This window comes from Pseudomonas sp. Irchel s3f19, from assembly GCF_900187555.1.
GTDB classification, from domain to species: domain Bacteria; phylum Pseudomonadota; class Gammaproteobacteria; order Pseudomonadales; family Pseudomonadaceae; genus Aquipseudomonas; species Aquipseudomonas capeferrum.
Window position 1 is genome coordinate 596,072 of the sequence record NZ_FYDW01000003.1, and the last position, 16,231, is coordinate 612,302.

The window sequence follows — 16,231 nt, forward strand, 5'->3', positions numbered from 1 at the left end:
ACCTCGCGGTTCCTTGTAGGAGCGGCCTTGCCGGGGCGCCGGACCGGTCGGAAAGGGCTGCGCAGCGGCCCCAGGTTCTGTGTCGTTGCAGAGGGGCCGCTACGCGCCCCTTTCCGACCGGTCCGGCGCCCCGGCAAGGCCGCTCCTACAGAGGCCGCGATATTCGCAGAGGCCGGTTTACCCCCACCCGGCGGTGGGTGGTTCAATTGACCTTCAACGCCTCCCTGGCCCGCTGGGTCGTGTGCATGGGCTGCGGCTTGGCCCAGTTCTCCGGCAGGTTGATGAAGTCCACCAGTTCGCGCAGCCGGCCCTGGTCGCGGCCGTTGAAGGCGAACGACAGCCGGGTCAGGTGGCTGAAGTTACCTACCTCATGCTCCGCGCCACTGTCGGCGTGCTGGTGGTACTTGCCACTCAGGCGCAAATCGGCGAAACCTTCCTGAATGTCGTACAGCGCAGCCTCGCTGAGCGGGTGATGCATGCGGATCACGAACTGGTTCTTCAGCCAGCGGCTGGAGTGGTAGTTGCTGTAGAACTGGTTGATTTCCTCCACCGCCTCATCGGCGCTGTGCACCAGGCGCACCAGCTTGAGGTCGCTGGGCAGGATGTAGCGGTTCTCTTCGAGCTGGCGGCTGATGAAGGCCAGGCAATCGCGCCAGAAGCTGCCACCGGGTGAGTCGAGCAACACCACCGGCACCAAAGGGCTCTTGCCGGTCTGGATCAGGGTGAGCACTTCGAGTGCTTCATCCAGCGTGCCGAACCCGCCCGGGCAGAGCACCAGGCCATCGGCTTCCTTGACGAAAAACAGCTTGCGAATGAAGAAGAAGTGGAAGGGCAACAGTTTGTCGGTGCCGTCCACCGTGGGGTTGGCATGCTGCTCGAAGGGCAGGGTGATGTTGAAGCCCAGGCTGTGTTCGCTGCCGGCCCCTTCGTGGGCTGCAGCCATGATGCCACCACCGGCGCCAGTAATGACCATCAGGTCGGAGCGGGCCAGGGTGGCGCCCAGCTCGCGGGCCAGGGCGTACATCGGGTGTTCCAGTGGCGTTCGGGCCGAGCCGAATACCGTCACCTTGCGTCGGCCCTTGTAGCGTTCCAGGGCGCGGAACGAGTGGTCCAGCTCGCGCAGCGCCTGCAGGGTGATCTTGGCACTCCAGCGATCGGTGTCGTCGTGGGCCATGCGCAGGATGGTCAGCATCATGTCGCGGTACAGGGGCAGGTTGGGGCTGTTCGGTGCAACCAGTTGCAGTTGTTCGTCGATCTTGCTCAGGTCGATGTTGTTGTCCCTGAAATGATTGAACAACAGCTCATTGGGTTGGTAAGGCATTCAACGTCTCCTTCTGCAGCAAAACCTCTGACCGGGTCGATGGGGTGTCCCGGCCGCGACACTGCATGCGTCGCTGGCTGCTGATGCTCGAGTGTGCAGTTCGAGCGTTGCAGTAGGCCTTCAAGGCCAGGGTGCAGTAGCAATCAATCCATCTCGTCGATTCGGGTGTACTCGATATCAATCTAGACCCTCGCGCCTGATCGTGCCGCAGTCATTGCAGCCGCCGCTGGTCGGCGCGCACCCAATGGCGCTGAGGGTTTGGTTAACTGGGGAAGCGAAACGTATCGATGCAGGAGGTGGCGGTATGCATCGCTTGATCATCGAGGTGGACCAGCAGCTCTATCAGCAGCTGGAAAATGCGGCGCAGGTGCACCACCTGAGCCTTGAGGGAGAGTGTCGTCGCAGGCTTTCGGAGCTGGAGTGCCAGTCACGCTACCTACAGGCGCTTCTGGCAGAATTGCGCGCCGATGCCGAAGAAGAGCAGTGGCGCGCGCCTGATGACCAGCGGGTGGTCTAGGTCATCGGTTTACTTCTTTTTGTTGCCCGCAACGCAGCTTGCTGCATCGAATGCCTGGTCCATGACTGGTTGGTTGGTCTTGTACACCGTGAAGCGATAGACCATCACAGCGCCCTTGGACATCAGGTTACGGTAACCGCTGTTACGGCAAACGCTGTCTCCCAGTTGGCTGCGGACTTGTTCCGGGTTGCCCTGCATGCGCTCGGCATGGCTTTGGCGCACGCTCAGGTGGTTGACCAGGGCCTTGCCTTCGACGGTGTAGCCTTGGTCGAGGATGTCTTCGTTGACGGCGCGGGGCGTGCCGACGCTGCTCTCTTTGGCGACCTTCTGCAGCATCTTGTTCAGATCGTAGTCCTGCTTGGACGCCGCCTGGGCCGCCAGGGGCAGGGTGAGCAAAAGGCTCAAGGTCGGGACGATAAGGCGCAGCATGTATCTCTCCTGGTTCATTGACTGGCGGTTTGACATGCGCCGGCAGGTGGCGTTCCCTGAGGGGCGCTTGACGGCTGGTCGGGTACGCCAAAGTGTCGATTATAAGGGCCCGGGCAGTCCCGCTGCACGGCAAATGACGCCCGCTCTGGTAGACTTGCGTTTTGAGTTTCCGAGCCCTCGCAGTGTCCCTCTTCAACCTTTCCAAAGGCCTGCCAGCATGAGCCACGCGGTAGCGCGCCTGCGCGCCGAACGCCTGGCCCGCAGCAACAAGCCGTTCATTGCCCGGGGTTCTCGGGCCGTCCGTTGCCCGCAATGCCGGGTCATTGCCAGCCATTGCCTGTGTGCCTGGAGGCCCCGGGTGCCGGCGGAGTCGGGTGTGTGCCTGCTGATGCACGACACCGAGCCACTCAAGCCGACCAACACCGGTTGGCTGATTGCCGACCTGGTCGAGGACACCTCGGCCTTCGGCTGGCAGCGTACTGCAGTCGATGACAACCTGCTGGCGCTGCTCGAACAGCCTCAATGGCAGCCCTATATCGTCTTCCCCGGCGAGTTCGTTGCCCAAGAGCGGGTAGTCAACCAGGTGGTGCGCGAGCCCGGTAAACGGCCGTTGTTCATACTGCTCGACGCCACTTGGACCGAGGCGCGCAAGATGTTTCGCAAGAGCCCGTACCTGGACCGTTTCCCGGTGCTGAGCCTTGAAGCCGAACAGATGTCGCGCTACCGCTTGCGCCGTTCCAAGCGTGACGACCACTTCTGCACGGCGGAAGTGGCCGCCATGTGCCTGGAGCTGGCTGGCGATCAGCGTGCCTCGCAGGCCCTGGACGCCTACCTGGACGTGTTCAGCCTGCACTACCTGAGCGCCAAGCGGCATTTGCCGCTGGACGAGCAGGACGATGCGCATCAGCGTTTGCATACCTTCCTATAGTCCAAGGGGCAGTGACGCCGGATTGGTTCATAATGACGGGGCTGGCAGCCAGGGTGGGCGAGGACGGCAGGGCAATTGTCTTGACCACCCCGACCGTGCTCGGCATCCTTGGCGCCGATTCGGGCACGCCGAAAATGCTGTTACCCCGGACTTTGCCGTGCCTTTCCGCCAAGCGCCCTGACTACCCCGCACGCGCCTGGCACAGAACAGGATCCTTAGATCGATGGCCACTTACGAAATCCTGATTGCCGATGACCACCCGCTGTTTCGTGGCGCCCTGCGCCAGGCTGTTACCCTGGGCCTTGGCGCCGATGTACGCCTGGTTGAAGTTGCGAGCATTGCCGAACTGGAAACCCGCCTGAGCGAGAAAGCCGACTGGGATTTGGTGCTGTTGGACCTCAACATGCCGGGCGCCTATGGCTTCTCCGGGCTGGTCCTGTTGCGTGGGCAATACCCGCAGATCCCCGTGGTGATGGTATCGGCGCAGGAAGAAGCAGCGGTTGTGGTCAAGTCGCGCGAATTTGGCGCCAGTGGCTTCATCCCCAAGTCCAGCCCGCTGGAAGTGATTCAGGACGCCGTGCGCAAGGTGCTGGACGGCGAGGTCTGGTGGCCACCGCAGGCGTTCGAGAAAGTCGACGTTTCGGCCGAGGCCAAGGCTGCCAGCGAAGGGCTGGCCAGCCTCACGCCGCAGCAGTTCCGCGTACTGACCATGGTTTGTGAAGGTTTGCTGAACAAGCAGATCGCCTACGAGCTCAGCGTCTCGGAGGCCACCATCAAGGCCCACGTGACGGCGATCTTCCGCAAGCTGGGCGTGCGTACTCGCACCCAGGCGGCCTTGTTGCTGCAACAACTTGAATCGGTTGCCAGCCACTAACTGGCTGCTTCTTCACGCTTTTTTGACCCACGCTGGATTAGTCTGCCGGCCTTTTATCGGTGAAGTGACGCACATGTCGCCATTCAAAGGCCAGACCGGCCTCAAACGCATCTTCAACGCCGCCGGCTATTCGCTGGACGGCTTGCGCGCCGCCTTCAAGGGCGAGGCCGCATTCCGCCAGCTGGTCCTGCTCAACGTGCTGCTGATCCCGACGGCCTTCTGGCTGCCGGTCAGCCGCGCAGAGCGGGCGATCATGATCGCGGTGTGCCTGCTGGGCCTGATCGTCGAGCTGTTCAACTCGGCGGTGGAAGCCGCCATCGACCGTATTTCGCTTGAGCGCCACCCTTTGTCGAAAAACGCCAAGGACATGGGCAGCGCCGCGCAACTGGTGGCGCTGACCATGGTTGCCCTGGTCTGGGGTGTGATTCTGCTCTAGGCGATTGGTGGCAGCACGATCTCGTCACTGCGGGTAAAGCCCGCGGTGAAGTTGCGGCACAACTCAAGAAACTCGCGCATGGCCGACGTCTGGTACTTCTGCTTGTGCCAGATGAAATAGAACTGGCGCATCAAGTCCAGCTCCGGCGTTTCCACCGGTACCAGGCTGCCGCGGCGGAACGCATCGCGCAGGGCCAGGCGCGAGATGCAGCCGATGCCCAGGCCTGATTCCACCGCGCGCTTGATGGCCTCGGTATGTTCCAGCTCCAGGCGGATGTTGAGGTTGGCGCGATGATGGCGCATGGCCTGGTCAAAGGTCAGGCGTGTACCGGAGCCTTGCTCGCGAAGAATCCAGGCTTCCTGGGACAATGTCTGGATATCCGCGTGGCCTAGCGTCGCCAAGGGATGTTGTGGCGCGCAGAACACTACCAGCTCGTCCTCGACCCAAGGCTGAACTTCAAGGTCAGGGTGGTTGCAATCGCCTTCGATCAGACCCAGATCAATTTCGTAGTGGGCGACCTGGTGCACGATATGCGCAGTGTTCTGCACGTGCAGCTTGACCTGGCTTTCGGGGTGCACCTGCATGAAGCTGCCGATCAGCAGGGTCGCCAGGTAGTTGCCGATGGTCAGTGTGGCGCCGACCGCCAGCGAACCGAAGGCGGACTTGCCATTGAGCAGGTCTTCGATTTCCTTGGCCTGGTCGAGCAGGGCCACGGCCTGCGGCAGCAGTTGATGGCCCAGGGCGTTGAGGCTCAGGCGTTTGCCGGCGCGATCGAACAGCTGACAGCTGGATTGGCGCTCAAGCTCGGTGATGGAGGTACTGGCAGCCGACTGCGACAGCGACAGCAGGCCGGCGGCTCGAGAGACGCTTTGATGCTGGGCCACGGCCACGAAGACTTGAAGCTGACGGAGTGTGAATCGCATATCTATATAACCGATAACACATATCTTGATAATTCAGTTAACAGATATTGTCGCTGCCCCTAAACTATCGCGCAACTGCGCGTTTTGCGCGCGCTGCGTCTTTCTTCAGGAGCCCCATCGATGAGCAACATGAACCACGAACGTGTCCTCAGTGTGCACCACTGGAACGACACTCTGTTCAGCTTCAAGTGCACCCGTGACCCGGGCCTGCGCTTCGAGAACGGTCAGTTCGTGATGATCGGCCTGCAGCAGGAAACCGGTCGCCCGCTCATGCGCGCCTATTCCATCGCCTCGCCGAACTGGGAAGAGCACCTGGAGTTCTTCAGCATCAAGGTGCCGGACGGCCCGCTGACTTCCCAGTTGCAGCACTTGAAGGAAGGCGACGAGATCATCATCAGCAAGAAGCCTACCGGTACCTTGGTCCTCGACGACCTGAACCCGGGCAAGCACCTCTACCTGCTGAGCACCGGCACTGGCCTGGCCCCTTTCATGAGCGTCATCCAGGACCCGGAAACCTACGAGCGCTTCGAGAAGGTGATCCTGGTTCACGGCGTGCGTTACGTGAACGAGGTGGCCTACCGCGAGTTCATCACCGAGCACCTGCCGCAGAACGAGTTCTTCGGTGAGTCGGTACGCGACAAGCTGATCTACTACCCGACCGTGACCCGCGAGCCGTTCGAGAACCAGGGCCGCCTGACCGACCTGATGCGCAGCGGCAAACTGTTCAGCGACATCGGCCTGCCGCCGATCAACCCGCAGGACGACCGCGCGATGATCTGCGGCAGCCCAAGCATGCTGGATGAGACCAGCGAAGTGCTGGACAGCTTCGGCCTGAAAGTCTCCGCCCGCATGCGCGAGCCGGGTGACTACCTGATCGAGCGTGCCTTCGTCGAGAAGTAAGGCGCAGGCTGGTACGAAAAAGGCGACCCTCGGGTCGCCTTTTTTATTGCTGCTGAGGGATGTGCTGTTTGTGGGGGGGAAGGTCGCTGTGGGCTATTCGACGCGCGTCTCGCCGCTGTACACCAGAGTCTCCCGGCACCGCTTGCACAGGTACCGTCGCCCCTGGCGCACCAGCTTGTGCCGCTGTGCGGTAAACGGGAAATCACCTTGCGGGCACGGGCAGCGATAGATGTAGCGGGTTACCACGCGCCGTTGCACTTCATAGTTGTGGCAACGGTTGGGTGGCAGCTCATACACCCCACGCATGATCAGTTGCCACTCTTCGCCATGGGCCTGGATGCGCTCGCCAAACAGCTGGTGAGCCACAAGGTGCGCCACCTCGTGGGCAACAGTCTGGCGCAGGAAGTCTTCGTGGTTCTCGCGGTACAGCTGCAGGTTGAAGCGCAGCAGGTTCTCGTGCAGGTGGGCAACGCCGGCCTTCTGGCCGCGCAGTTTGAAGCTGACTTCCGGGCGCGGGAAGGGGCGTTTGAAGAAGGTTTCGGCTTGCTGGTAACAGGTTTCGACGCGTTGTCTGAGCAGCTCTGGCATGGCGGGGTAATTCTCCTTGCCCGGCATTATGCCGCAAGCCTTGGCGGCTTGCCGAGCCACCGGTCAGCGCACAGCCAGAGGCCGCCTTGCGGCGGCCTCTGGTTGATGCCCCAGTGTTGGTTGGATCTCGTTGGGTTGCTCTAGTTGGTGTAGACGGGCCCCACGCCCAGTCCCCAGATGATCACGGTCGCGGCCATGATCGCCACCAGTACCACAAGGCCTACCGCCAGCACCGAGCTGGAAAACAGGAAGCCTTCATCGGATGGAATGTTCATGAACGTCGGCAAGCCGACATACAACAGGTACACGGTGTAGCAGATGGCTGCAGTGCCGAGCAGCATGCCCAGCCACAGGTGCGGGTAGAGCGCCGCCAGGCCGCCGAGGAACAACGGCGTGGCGGTGTAGGTGGCGAAGGCAATGCACTGCGCCATGGACGGGTTGGCATCGTAGGTGCGCGCCATCCAGTGGATGAACGCGCCCATTACCGCCACCCCGGCGAGCATCGCCAGGTAGGACATGATGCTCATCCAGATGGCGCTTTCCATGGTCAGCATCACTGCCGGCCGGTCGCCAATCACCCAGCCGACCTGGGTGGTACCGATGAATGCGGAAACGGCAGGGATCGCCGCCAGGATCAAGGTGTGCGTCAGGTACATGTGGCTGATGGATTCTTCTTCGCCACGAATTTCCCGCCATTCCTGATCGGGATGGGTAAACAGCCCCACAACGTGATGAATCATGCCGATCACTCCTCTCAATGTTGCCAAACGCCCCCCAGATGGAGCGCAAGCGGCCCGAGGCCCGAACACCAATGCAAGCGGTAATGTGGCCTTATGTCGCAGTATAGGAAGCCGTTACCTGCACAAACCGCGCTTTTTAGAGCAAATTGCGCTGTAAGACCGCCTGCTGATTACCTTGAAGTCTTTATCGGAATGCCTACAGCGCCGCGCGGTTTGTGCGTAAAATAGCCGGCTTTTGTCACACCTCGCGGATCCAAGCGCTATGGGCACCCTCTCGGTCAACCAGAACAAACTGCAAAAACGCCTGCGTCGTCTCGCTGGCGAAGCCATCACCGACTACAACATGATCGAGGATGGCGACAAGGTCATGGTCTGCCTGTCCGGCGGCAAGGACAGCTACACCATGCTCGACGTTCTGTTGCACCTGCAAAAGGTGGCGCCGATCTCGTTCGAGATCGTGGCGGTGAACATGGACCAGAAGCAGCCCGGCTTCCCCGAGCATGTGCTGCCGGCCTACCTCAAGACCCTGGGCGTCGAGTACCACATCGTCGAGAAAGACACCTACTCGGTGGTCAAGGAACTGATCCCCGAAGGCAAGACCACCTGCTCGCTGTGCTCGCGCCTGCGCCGTGGCACCTTGTACACCTTCGCCGACGAAATCGGCGCGACCAAGATGGCGCTGGGGCACCACCGCGACGACATGGTCGAGACGTTCTTCCTCAACATGTTCTTCAATGGCTCGCTCAAGGGCATGCCACCCAAGCTGCGTGCCGACGATGGCCGTAACGTGGTGATCCGCCCGCTGGCCTACTGCAGCGAGAAGGACATCCAGGCCTACTCGGACATGCGCGAATTCCCGATCATCCCGTGCAACCTGTGCGGCTCGCAGGAAAACCTGCAACGCCAAGTGGTCAAGGACATGCTGGTGGAGTGGGAGCGTAAGCACCCGGGCCGTACCGAGAGCATCTTCCGCGCCATGCAGAACGTCGCGCCGTCGCAGTTGGCGGACCGCAATCTGTTCGACTTCACCAGCCTGAAGATCGACGAAAGCGCCACGCCGCGTTTTCTCGACGTGCTGAACATCTGACCCCATGCGCGATTACCAGTGGCTGCATGAGTACTGCCTGAACCGCTTCGGCTCGGCCCAGGCCCTTGAGGCCTTTCTGCCGCAGCCACGCACGCCTGCGCAACTGCGTGACATCAGTGACGATCGCTACCTGTCGACCTTGGCCCTGCGCGTGTTCCGCGCCGGGCTCAAGCACAGCCTGGTAGATGCCAAGTGGCCGGCATTCGAGCAAGTGTTCTTTGGCTTCGATCCGCACAAGGTGGTGCTGATGGGCGCCGAGCACCTGGAGCGGTTGATGCAGGACGAGCGCATCATCCGCCACCTGGGCAAGCTCAAGAGCGTGCCGCGCAATGCGCAGATGGTGCTTGATGTGGCAAAGGAGAAGGGCAGTTTCGGCGCATTCATCGCCGACTGGCCGGTGACCGACATCGTCGGCTTGTGGAAGTACCTGGCCAAGCAGGGCAACCAGTTGGGCGGCTTGTCGGCACCGCGGTTCTTGCGCATGGTCGGCAAGGATACGTTTATCCCGACCGACGACATGGCCGCCGCGCTGATTGCGCAGAAGGTGATTGACAAGCAACCGACCAGCCAGCGAGACCTGGCCTTGGTGCAGCAGGCGTTCAACCAGTGGCACGAAGAGAGCGGGCGGCCGTTGTGCCAGTTGTCGGTGATGCTGGCGCATACCGTCAACCATTGAGATTAGCGTTGCCCCGCGAATGGGCTGCAAAGCAGCCCTGAACTCAAGCCCCTTCGCCCGCCAGGCGCCGCTCATGCTGGAACTTCCAGCGCACGAACAGCAGCGCGCTGACGAACAGCCCCAGGCTCACGATCACCTCAATCCAGCCAAACACCGCCCGCGCCGGGTCGAACGCCGCCAGCACCCCCTTGATGAAGTAGATGTTCACCACAAAGCAGGTCCAGGCATGCGCCCGGGCACTGCCCGTGAGCATACCCGGCAGCAGCAACAGCAGCGGCACCAGCTCGACGGCCAGAATCACCTCGACCCGTGCCCCGTGCAAGTTGGCGAACCACAGGTTGTTCGCCACCAGCAACGCCATCAGCCCAAAAAAGCAGGCCAGGCTCAACGTTCGCGTCAGGCGTAGGCGCGGTGCCAGCCAGTCCAGCGGCGGCAACACCTTGGGCTTTCTAGCCACGCGCGGCCTCCAGGGCCTTGGCCGTGGTTGCCAGGCGTTGGCCGAGGGCGCGGCACAGGGTGATTTCGTGCTGATCGAGCTCACGCTTGCCGTCGGCACCGGCATGGTGGCTGGCGCCGTACGGTGTACCGCCGCCACGCGTCTCGAGCAATGCCGACTCGCTGTAGGGCAGGCCCATCACCAGCATGCCGTGGTGCATCAGCGGCAGCATCATCGACAGCAAGGTGGTTTCCTGGCCACCGTGCAGGCTGGCGGTGGAGGTGAACACCCCAGCCGGCTTGCCGACTAGCTCACCGCCCAGCCACAGGCTGCTGGTGCCGTCGAGGAAGTACTTCAGCGGCGCGGCCATGTTGCCGAAGCGGGTCGGGCTGCCCAGCACCAGGCCGGCGCAATGGCGCAGGTCGTCGAGGGTGGCGTACAGCGCGCCGCTGGCCGGGATGTCCGGGGCCACGGCTTCGCATTCGGTAGAAATCGCCGGCACCGTGCGCAGGCGTGCCTCCATACCGGCCATTTCGATACCGCGGGCGATGTGCCGGGCCATCTCGCTGGTGGAACCATGGCGGCTGTAATACAACACCAGGATGAAGGGCTGGCTCACGGCAGGATCTCCAGCACCTTCTCCGGCGGGCGGCCGATCACGGCGCGGTCGCCGGCCACCAGGATCGGCCGCTCGATCAGCTTAGGGTGCTGGGCCATGGCGTCGATCAGTTGCGCGTCGGTCAGGGCCGGGTTGGCCAGGTTCAGGTCCTTGTATTCGTCTTCGCCAGTGCGCAGCAGCTGGCGCGGGGCGATCCCCAGCTTGCCGAGCAGGGCCGCCAGGGTGGCGGTGTCCGGCGGTGTCTCGAGGTAGCGCACGATGGTTGGCGTCAGGCCACGGGCTTCGAGCAGTTCCAGCGCGCCGCGGGATTTAGAGCAGCGCGGGTTATGATAGAGCGTCAGGTCAGTCATGTCGGGTCGCATCCAGCTGGGTGTGGCGGCTATTCTAACCGCAGCGACTGAACCATTTGCTTGAAACTTCGAGAAGGATTGACCCATGGCAAGGCGTTTGGCAGCAGTACTGGCCATCACCGCGAGCCTATTGCTCGGTGGTTGCGGTGCCGACTACGGCGTGGACCAACACGGCAACACGGTAAAGGCCGAGCAGATCGAGGGGCACTGGCTGGTGCTCAACTACTGGGCCGAATGGTGCGGCCCGTGCCGTACCGAAATCCCTGAACTGAACGCGGCGGCCAAGCAATGGGCAGCGGACGGTATCAAGGTGGTTGGGGTGAACTTCGATGGCTTGCAGGGCCAAGACCTGAAGCAGGCTGCCGACACCTTGGGCATCGGCTTTACCGTGCTGGCGCAGGACCCGGCCGAGCGTTATGAACTGCCACGCAGCGAGGCGCTGCCGGTGACCTACATCATCGACGACAAGGGCAAGGTGCGTGAGCAACTGATGGGTGAGCAGACCCTGGAAGGGCTGCAGGCCAAGATCAAGGCGCTGAAGGGCGCTTGATGTAAATGGGGCTGCACAGCAGCCCCATTACCTTCAGCCTTCCTCAGGCCAGAACCGCAATGGCTTGCCCTCGGCCGGCCAGAAGCGCATCTGCTCCACAGGCGACACATCCCAGCGCTGTACGGTCTCCAGCGCCTGCAGGAAGCGTTTTTCCTGCTCCATCAGCGCCGGTGCGCACAGTTTGCGGGTTTTGCCGACCTTGCCGAAGCTCAGCTGCTCGCCGTCCAGCGTATAAGGTGCAAACCAGTGGTTGCAGCCACCATTGCCATACGCGCGACCATCACTGGCCAGGGTCAGGGTGAGGTGGCTGTAGTCAATCAGCGGGCGCTCGCCGATCCACTCCAGCACATAGCTGCGCTCCTGCTGCAGCTTCGACGGTTGCGCGGCGCAGCCGAGCAGGCCGGTGGCAATCAGCACGCCGGTCAGCAGATTTTTCACGCAGCGCTCTCCTGGCAACGCGGGCACAGGTGCTTTTCGCCACGGCTGGCCCAGCCCAGCTCAGCGATACGTGCGCTGGCAGCCGGTTGGCGGGCTTTCTTGCCCAGCTTGGCGTCCACCGCGAACTCGAAATCCAGCAGTGCGTCGCACTGGTCGCACGCGACCTGCCAGTTGAGGATTTCCAGTTCGTTGAACACCGGGCCGCTGGCCACGGCGACCCACTGGCCGCGCGGGTTGATCAGGTGTCGCACGCTTTCCACGGACAGGCGCATGGACAAGTCCTTGCTGCCCTTGAGGGTGACCAGCAAAGTGTCGCCCTTGTGCATCGAACCGCCGTTGCCGGTCACCTGATAGCGACCGGGTACCAGGGCGCGGCACTCGATCAGGGTGTGTTGCGGGTTGAATAGGGTGTAGCGGAAATCGTGCTCGACCATGGGTCCTCCAGAAATGCCGCGTATCCTAGCATTAACCCAATACCAGATTCTGTGGATTGCCTGCCATCCAGCAGTTGATGTTGTCCAGCGTGGTGGTGGCGATGGCGTCCAGGGCTTCGCGGGTCAGGAAGGCCTGGTGGGCGGTGACGATCACGTTGGGGAAGGTCAGCAGCCGGGCCAGCACGTCGTCTTGCAGTGGCAGGTCGGAGCGGTCTTCGAAAAACAGCTGGGCCTCTTCCTCGTATACATCCAGGCCAAGGTAGCCGAGCTGGCCGCGCTTGAGCGCGTCGATCAGGGCCGGGGTGTCGACCAGGGCTCCTCGGCCGGTGTTGATCAGCATTGCCCCGGGTTGCAACTGCGCGAGGCTCTGCGCGTTGATCAGGTGCCGGGTGTGCTCGGTCAGCGGGCAATGCAGGCTGATGATGCGCGCTTCGCGCAGCAACTCGGGCAGTGCCAGGTAGCGGGCGCCGAGGGCCAGCAGCTCCGGGTTGGGGTAGGGGTCGTAGGCCAGCAACTGGCAGCCGAAGCCGGCCATGATGCGGGCGAAGGCAGCGCCGATCTGGCCGGTGCCGACCACCCCGACGGTCTTGCCGTGCAGGTCGAAGCCGGTCAGGCCGTGCAAGGTGAAGTCGCCTTCGCGGGTGCGGTTGTAGGCCCGGTGCAGCCGCCGGTTGAGGGCGAGGATCAGGGCCACGGCGTGCTCGGCCACGGCGTGTGGCGAGTAGGCCGGTACCCGCACCACGGCCAGACCCAGGCGTTGGGCGGCGTTCAGGTCGACATGGTTGTAGCCCGCCGAGCGCAGGGCGATCAGGCGCGTGCCGCCCGCAGCCAGGCGCGCCAGCACCTGGGCGTCGAGTTCATCGTTGATGAAGGCGCAGACCACCTCGTAGCCATCGGCGAGGGGCGCGGTGTCCAGGGTCAGGCGGGCAGGCTGGAAGTGCAGGTCCAATAAAGTGCCGGCGGCGGCCTGGGTAAAACTCTCCTGGTCGTAGTGCTGGCTGCTGAACAACAGGGCGCGCATGGTCGGGCTTCCTTTACGAGGGGCTGGGTATTTTAGCCGCCTGGCCTGTCAGGCATTCAGGTGAGCCTGACAGGCCAGCCGGTTGATCGCGCTGTCCAGCTCATCCAGTGCCTGCTGTGCAAGCGGATGCTCCTGTTTGAGCAAGGTCTCGCTGCGCTGGCATGCCGCCCGTAGTTGCGGCACGCCGCAATAACGCGAAGCGCCGTTGAGGCGGTGTACCTGCTCGATCAGCGTGGTGTGATCGTGCGCTTCACGCGCAGCGCGTATCGCCTCGCGATCGGATTCCAGCGACGCCAGCAGCATGGCCAGCATGTCGGCCGCCAAGTCGGGCTTGCCGGCTGCCAGGCGCAAGCCCTCCTCGGGGTCCAGCACCTTCAGTTCGTCACTGTTGGCCAGTTGTTCTGCCAGGCGTTCCTGCTGTGGCATGCCAAGGCTCAGGCCGGTCCACTTCATCACCACCTGGGCCAGCTGCCGCTCGCTGATCGGCTTGGTCAGGTAGTCATCCATGCCAGCATGCAGCAGGGCGCGTTTCTCGTTGGCCATGGCATGCGCGGTGAGGGCGACGATCGGCAGCGGGCTGCCGTTCTGGGCGTTTTCCCACAGGCGGATCTGCTCGGTACAGGCGCGGCCATCCATGCCGGGCATCTGCACGTCCATCAGCACCAGGTCGAACGGCTCGTCCTGTACTGCCTGCACCGCCGCGTAGCCATTGTCCACCGCCAGTACCTCGGCACCGAGGTCTTCGAGCAGGGTCTGCACCAGCAGCAGGTTGGCCGCATTGTCATCAACGCAGAGGATCTTCGGCTGACGCTGGCCGCTGTGGACGTTTGGCTCGCCGAGCGGGCGACGTGGCTGCACCAGCTCCAGCAACAGCCGACGCAGCTTGCGCGTACAGGTCGGTTTGGACAGCAACTGGCCATGCCCATTGGGCAGGTAGGGGTGATACAGCGCCTGCTCGGTGGTCGGGCACAACACCACGCATTGGCATTGGTAGCGCTCAAGGTGCAGGTGATATTCCCCGAGCTGCTCTGGTGTGAGGTTGCCCAGGTTGGCGCCGAGCACCGCGAAGTCGAAGGGGTGGCCAGCCTGGTGGGCGGCCTGCACGGCATGCAGCAACTGATCGAAAGAAGCGAACAGGCTGACGCTCAGGCCGCAGTCCTCAAGCTGATGCTCCAGTGCCTGGCGCGCCAGCTCATGGCTGTCGACGATGGCCGCGCGCCGCCCCAGCAGCGGTTGCAGCGGCAGGTCTTCGGCATCGTCGTGGGCCTTGGGCAGGTTGAGGCTGATCCAGAACTGCGAGCCTTCACCCGGCGTGCTGTCGACGCCGATCTCGCCGCCCATCTGCTCGATCAGGCGCTTGGAAATCACCAGGCCCAGGCCGGTGCCACCGGGCTGGCGAGCCAGCGAGTTGTCGGCCTGGCTGAAGGCCTGGAACAGGGTGCGCACATCCTGCGGAGACAAGCCGATACCGGTGTCCTGCACGCTGATGCGAAGCTGTGCGCTGTCTTCGCGTTCGTCCTCGAGCATGGCGCGCACGACGATCGTGCCTTCGCGGGTGAACTTGATGGCGTTGCTCACCAGGTTGGTGAGGATCTGCTTGAGGCGCAGTGGGTCGCCGACCAGTGAAGACGGGGTGTCACGGTAGATCAGGCTGAGCAGTTCGAGCTGCTTGGCGTGGGCGGCAGGGGCGAGGATGGTGAGGGTGTCCTGGACCAGGTCGCGCAGGTTGAACGGAATGCTGTCGAGCACCAGCTTGCCGGCCTCGATCTTGGAGAAGTCGAGGATCTCGTTGATGATCCCCAGCAGGTTGTCGGCGGACTTCTCGATGGTGCTCAGGTAATCCAGCTGGCGCGGCGTCAGTTCGCTTTTCTGCAGCAGGTGGGTGAAACCGAGGATGCCGTTGAGCGGGGTGCGGATCTCGTGGCTCATGTTGGCCAGGAACTCCGACTTGATCCGGCTGGCCTCCAGGGCTTCCTTGCGGGCCATGTCCAGCTCGATGTTCTGGATCTCGATGGTTTCCAGGTTCTGGCGCACGTCTTCGGTGGCCTGGTCAATGCTGTGCTGCAACTCTTCATGGGCGCTGTGCAGGGTCTCGGCCATGCGGTTGATGCCGCGGGCCAGCTCGTCCAGCTCATGGCTGCCCATGGCCGGCAGGCGTTCGTCGAGGTGGCCGTCCTTGAGCTGATTGACCGTGTGCTTGATGCGTTTGATCGGGTCGTTGATGGTGCGGCTCATGCGCAGGGCCAGCAGGCCGCTGAGGGCCAGGCAGGCGAGGATCAGCAACAGGCTGGTGAACAGGTTGCGGTAGCCCCGCAGCAGGGTGCCGTCATGCGACAGTTCGATTTCGACCCAGCCCAGCAGGCGTTCGGCCTCGGCTGGCACCGCATCGGTGGCCAGGTCGCGGTGGTGGCCGAAGACCGGCATCAGGTAGCGGGTGGCATCATTGCCGGTGCGTTGCAGCAACTGGGTGCCGGTGCCGCCGCTTGGCGGCTGGTTGAGCATGCTCGGGCCGGCATGGGCCAGGCGCGTGCGGTCCGGGGCAAGGAAGGCAACGGCGCGCACATCGGCTTGCTCCAGGGTCTGTGCGGCAATCCGCTCCAGTTGCGCGGGCGCCAGGCGGGCCATGGCGGGCGCAGCCAGTGGCGCCAGTTGCTCGGCGATCATCTTGCCGCGTTGCAGCAGCTGGGTGCGCAAATCGCTTTGCTGCAACCAGGTGAAATAACTGCCCAGTACCAGCGCCATCAGGCCGGCAGGCAGCAGGGCCAACAACAGGACCCGGCTTCTGATTCCCAAACGATCGAGCACACTTGCCTCCTGTCATGTGCCTGGACGCCGTCAACCGCGTGACGGACCAAGCCGGGAAGTTACTCCGCCTGTTCCGGTATTGCACTCATTTGTCTGTCTTTTCGTGGCCTTGGCAAGGCATTGGTCGCAGGGCGGTTGCTTACAGCCGAGCGGATGCTC

At 63.0% G+C, this 16,231-nt stretch carries 20 protein-coding genes; 8 read left to right on the plus strand and 12 right to left on the minus strand.

The window, feature by feature from the left end:
- Window positions 1-202: 202 nt before the first annotated feature.
- Window positions 203-1,321, minus strand: coding sequence for an LOG family protein (locus tag CKW22_RS10645; RefSeq protein WP_033700846.1), 1,119 nt, complete (start codon window positions 1,319-1,321; stop codon window positions 203-205).
- 304 nt (window positions 1,322-1,625) lie between these two features.
- Between CKW22_RS10645 and CKW22_RS10650 the strand changes: the two genes are divergently transcribed.
- On the plus strand, window positions 1,626-1,838 hold the full coding sequence (locus CKW22_RS10650) for a hypothetical protein (RefSeq protein WP_095064090.1): 213 nt from the start codon (window positions 1,626-1,628) through the stop codon (window positions 1,836-1,838).
- Between the two features lie 9 nt (window positions 1,839-1,847).
- Here the strand turns inward: CKW22_RS10650 and CKW22_RS10655 are convergent, their stop codons facing one another.
- Window positions 1,848-2,267, minus strand: a complete 420-nt coding sequence (locus CKW22_RS10655) for a quorum-sensing-regulated virulence factor family protein (protein ID WP_033700844.1) — start codon at window positions 2,265-2,267, stop codon at window positions 1,848-1,850.
- A 217-nt stretch (window positions 2,268-2,484) separates the two neighbouring features.
- Here CKW22_RS10655 and CKW22_RS10660 point away from each other — a divergent pair, with 217 nt between their 5' ends.
- The 3 genes from CKW22_RS10660 (at window position 2,485) to CKW22_RS10670 (ending at window position 4,505) form a co-directional block, all read left to right on the plus strand.
- Window positions 2,485-3,195, plus strand: a complete 711-nt coding sequence (locus CKW22_RS10660) for a tRNA-uridine aminocarboxypropyltransferase (protein ID WP_047581651.1) — start codon at window positions 2,485-2,487, stop codon at window positions 3,193-3,195.
- Between the two features lie 223 nt (window positions 3,196-3,418).
- On the plus strand, window positions 3,419-4,069 hold the full coding sequence (gene erdR, locus CKW22_RS10665; protein ID WP_027595831.1) for a response regulator transcription factor ErdR: 651 nt from the start codon (window positions 3,419-3,421) through the stop codon (window positions 4,067-4,069).
- Between the two features lie 73 nt (window positions 4,070-4,142).
- The gene (locus tag CKW22_RS10670) at window positions 4,143-4,505 is read left to right on the plus strand and encodes a diacylglycerol kinase (protein WP_027595832.1); all 363 of its coding nucleotides are present in this window, start codon (window positions 4,143-4,145) and stop codon (window positions 4,503-4,505) included.
- On the opposite strand, the gene finR is transcribed toward CKW22_RS10670, so the two are convergent.
- Window positions 4,502-5,428, minus strand: coding sequence for a LysR family transcriptional regulator FinR (finR, locus tag CKW22_RS10675; protein WP_033700841.1), 927 nt, complete (start codon window positions 5,426-5,428; stop codon window positions 4,502-4,504). The genes CKW22_RS10670 and finR overlap by 4 nt on opposite strands.
- Window positions 5,429-5,548: 120 nt before the next feature.
- Between finR and fpr the strand changes: the two genes are divergently transcribed.
- A complete protein-coding gene (gene fpr, locus CKW22_RS10680) occupies window positions 5,549-6,328 on the plus strand; it encodes a ferredoxin-NADP reductase (protein WP_033700840.1) in 780 nt (259 codons plus the stop codon).
- Window positions 6,329-6,421: 93 nt separating this feature from the next.
- Here the strand turns inward: fpr and CKW22_RS10685 are convergent, their stop codons facing one another.
- Together CKW22_RS10685 and CKW22_RS10690 are read right to left on the minus strand one after the other, a co-directional pair.
- Window positions 6,422-6,916, minus strand: coding sequence for a SprT family zinc-dependent metalloprotease (locus tag CKW22_RS10685; protein WP_033700839.1), 495 nt, complete (start codon window positions 6,914-6,916; stop codon window positions 6,422-6,424).
- A gap of 140 nt (window positions 6,917-7,056) precedes the next feature.
- Window positions 7,057-7,656: a Yip1 family protein gene (locus CKW22_RS10690; RefSeq protein WP_033700838.1), complete on the minus strand. Its 600-nt coding sequence runs from the start codon at window positions 7,654-7,656 to the stop codon at window positions 7,057-7,059.
- A 262-nt stretch (window positions 7,657-7,918) separates the two neighbouring features.
- On the opposite strand from CKW22_RS10690, the gene ttcA reads away from it, so the two are divergent.
- Together ttcA and CKW22_RS10700 are read left to right on the plus strand one after the other, a co-directional pair.
- Complete coding sequence (gene ttcA, locus CKW22_RS10695; protein WP_033700837.1) at window positions 7,919-8,743, plus strand: tRNA 2-thiocytidine(32) synthetase TtcA; 825 nt, start codon at window positions 7,919-7,921, stop codon at window positions 8,741-8,743.
- A gap of 4 nt (window positions 8,744-8,747) precedes the next feature.
- Window positions 8,748-9,419, plus strand: coding sequence for a DNA-3-methyladenine glycosylase I (locus CKW22_RS10700; protein WP_047581654.1), 672 nt, complete (start codon window positions 8,748-8,750; stop codon window positions 9,417-9,419).
- A 43-nt stretch (window positions 9,420-9,462) separates the two neighbouring features.
- On the opposite strand, the gene CKW22_RS10705 is transcribed toward CKW22_RS10700, so the two are convergent.
- The 3 genes from CKW22_RS10705 to arsC are packed head-to-tail and all read right to left on the minus strand — an operon-like array spanning window position 9,463 to window position 10,824.
- Window positions 9,463-9,876 (minus strand): DUF2069 domain-containing protein, encoded by a 414-nt coding sequence (locus CKW22_RS10705; protein ID WP_033700835.1) that lies wholly within the window; start codon window positions 9,874-9,876, stop codon window positions 9,463-9,465.
- The gene (gene wrbA, locus CKW22_RS10710; RefSeq protein ID WP_033700833.1) at window positions 9,869-10,474 is read right to left on the minus strand and encodes an NAD(P)H:quinone oxidoreductase; all 606 of its coding nucleotides are present in this window, start codon (window positions 10,472-10,474) and stop codon (window positions 9,869-9,871) included. Before wrbA ends, CKW22_RS10705 begins: the two co-directional genes overlap by 8 nt.
- Window positions 10,471-10,824 carry an arsenate reductase (glutaredoxin) gene (arsC, locus tag CKW22_RS10715; RefSeq protein ID WP_033700832.1) on the minus strand — a complete coding sequence of 118 codons (354 nt, stop codon included), beginning with the start codon at window positions 10,822-10,824 and terminating at the stop codon, window positions 10,471-10,473. Before arsC ends, wrbA begins: the two co-directional genes overlap by 4 nt.
- Window positions 10,825-10,909: 85 nt before the next feature.
- Between arsC and CKW22_RS10720 the strand changes: the two genes are divergently transcribed.
- Window positions 10,910-11,374, plus strand: coding sequence for a TlpA disulfide reductase family protein (locus CKW22_RS10720; protein WP_033700831.1), 465 nt, complete (start codon window positions 10,910-10,912; stop codon window positions 11,372-11,374).
- Between the two features lie 33 nt (window positions 11,375-11,407).
- Here the strand turns inward: CKW22_RS10720 and CKW22_RS10725 are convergent, their stop codons facing one another.
- From CKW22_RS10725 to CKW22_RS10740, 4 genes are read right to left on the minus strand one after another with little or no spacing between them, the layout of a single operon-like run.
- Entirely contained in the window at window positions 11,408-11,812 is a 405-nt protein-coding gene (locus CKW22_RS10725) for an META domain-containing protein (RefSeq protein ID WP_033700829.1), read from the minus strand.
- On the minus strand, window positions 11,809-12,246 hold the full coding sequence (locus tag CKW22_RS10730) for a hypothetical protein (protein WP_033700828.1): 438 nt from the start codon (window positions 12,244-12,246) through the stop codon (window positions 11,809-11,811). The genes CKW22_RS10725 and CKW22_RS10730 overlap by 4 nt, the downstream gene beginning before the upstream one ends.
- Window positions 12,247-12,277: 31 nt before the next feature.
- Window positions 12,278-13,267 carry a 2-hydroxyacid dehydrogenase gene (locus tag CKW22_RS10735; RefSeq protein ID WP_095064091.1) on the minus strand — a complete coding sequence of 330 codons (990 nt, stop codon included), beginning with the start codon at window positions 13,265-13,267 and terminating at the stop codon, window positions 12,278-12,280.
- Window positions 13,268-13,315: 48 nt separating this feature from the next.
- Entirely contained in the window at window positions 13,316-16,072 is a 2,757-nt protein-coding gene (locus CKW22_RS10740) for a response regulator (protein ID WP_033700825.1), read from the minus strand.
- Window positions 16,073-16,231: the final 159 nt, after the last annotated feature.

Excerpts from the sequence above, each read along its gene's own strand:
- CKW22_RS10645 (WP_033700846.1), bottom strand. The coding sequence starts at position 1,321 with ATGCCTTACCAACCCAATGAGCTGTTGTTCAATCATTTCAGGGACAAC.
- CKW22_RS10650 (WP_095064090.1), top strand. The coding sequence starts at position 1,626 with ATGCATCGCTTGATCATCGAGGTGGACCAGCAGCTCTATCAGCAGCTG.
- CKW22_RS10655 (WP_033700844.1), bottom strand. The coding sequence starts at position 2,267 with ATGCTGCGCCTTATCGTCCCGACCTTGAGCCTTTTGCTCACCCTGCCC.
- CKW22_RS10660 (WP_047581651.1), top strand. The coding sequence starts at position 2,485 with ATGAGCCACGCGGTAGCGCGCCTGCGCGCCGAACGCCTGGCCCGCAGC.
- erdR (WP_027595831.1), top strand. The coding sequence starts at position 3,419 with ATGGCCACTTACGAAATCCTGATTGCCGATGACCACCCGCTGTTTCGT.
- CKW22_RS10670 (WP_027595832.1), top strand. The coding sequence starts at position 4,143 with ATGTCGCCATTCAAAGGCCAGACCGGCCTCAAACGCATCTTCAACGCC.
- finR (WP_033700841.1), bottom strand. The coding sequence starts at position 5,428 with ATGCGATTCACACTCCGTCAGCTTCAAGTCTTCGTGGCCGTGGCCCAG.
- fpr (WP_033700840.1), top strand. The coding sequence starts at position 5,549 with ATGAGCAACATGAACCACGAACGTGTCCTCAGTGTGCACCACTGGAAC.
- CKW22_RS10685 (WP_033700839.1), bottom strand. The coding sequence starts at position 6,916 with ATGCCAGAGCTGCTCAGACAACGCGTCGAAACCTGTTACCAGCAAGCC.
- CKW22_RS10690 (WP_033700838.1), bottom strand. The coding sequence starts at position 7,656 with ATGATTCATCACGTTGTGGGGCTGTTTACCCATCCCGATCAGGAATGG.
- ttcA (WP_033700837.1), top strand. The coding sequence starts at position 7,919 with ATGGGCACCCTCTCGGTCAACCAGAACAAACTGCAAAAACGCCTGCGT.
- CKW22_RS10700 (WP_047581654.1), top strand. The coding sequence starts at position 8,748 with ATGCGCGATTACCAGTGGCTGCATGAGTACTGCCTGAACCGCTTCGGC.
- arsC (WP_033700832.1), bottom strand. The coding sequence starts at position 10,824 with ATGACTGACCTGACGCTCTATCATAACCCGCGCTGCTCTAAATCCCGC.
- CKW22_RS10720 (WP_033700831.1), top strand. The coding sequence starts at position 10,910 with ATGGCAAGGCGTTTGGCAGCAGTACTGGCCATCACCGCGAGCCTATTG.
- CKW22_RS10730 (WP_033700828.1), bottom strand. The coding sequence starts at position 12,246 with ATGGTCGAGCACGATTTCCGCTACACCCTATTCAACCCGCAACACACC.
- CKW22_RS10735 (WP_095064091.1), bottom strand. The coding sequence starts at position 13,267 with ATGCGCGCCCTGTTGTTCAGCAGCCAGCACTACGACCAGGAGAGTTTT.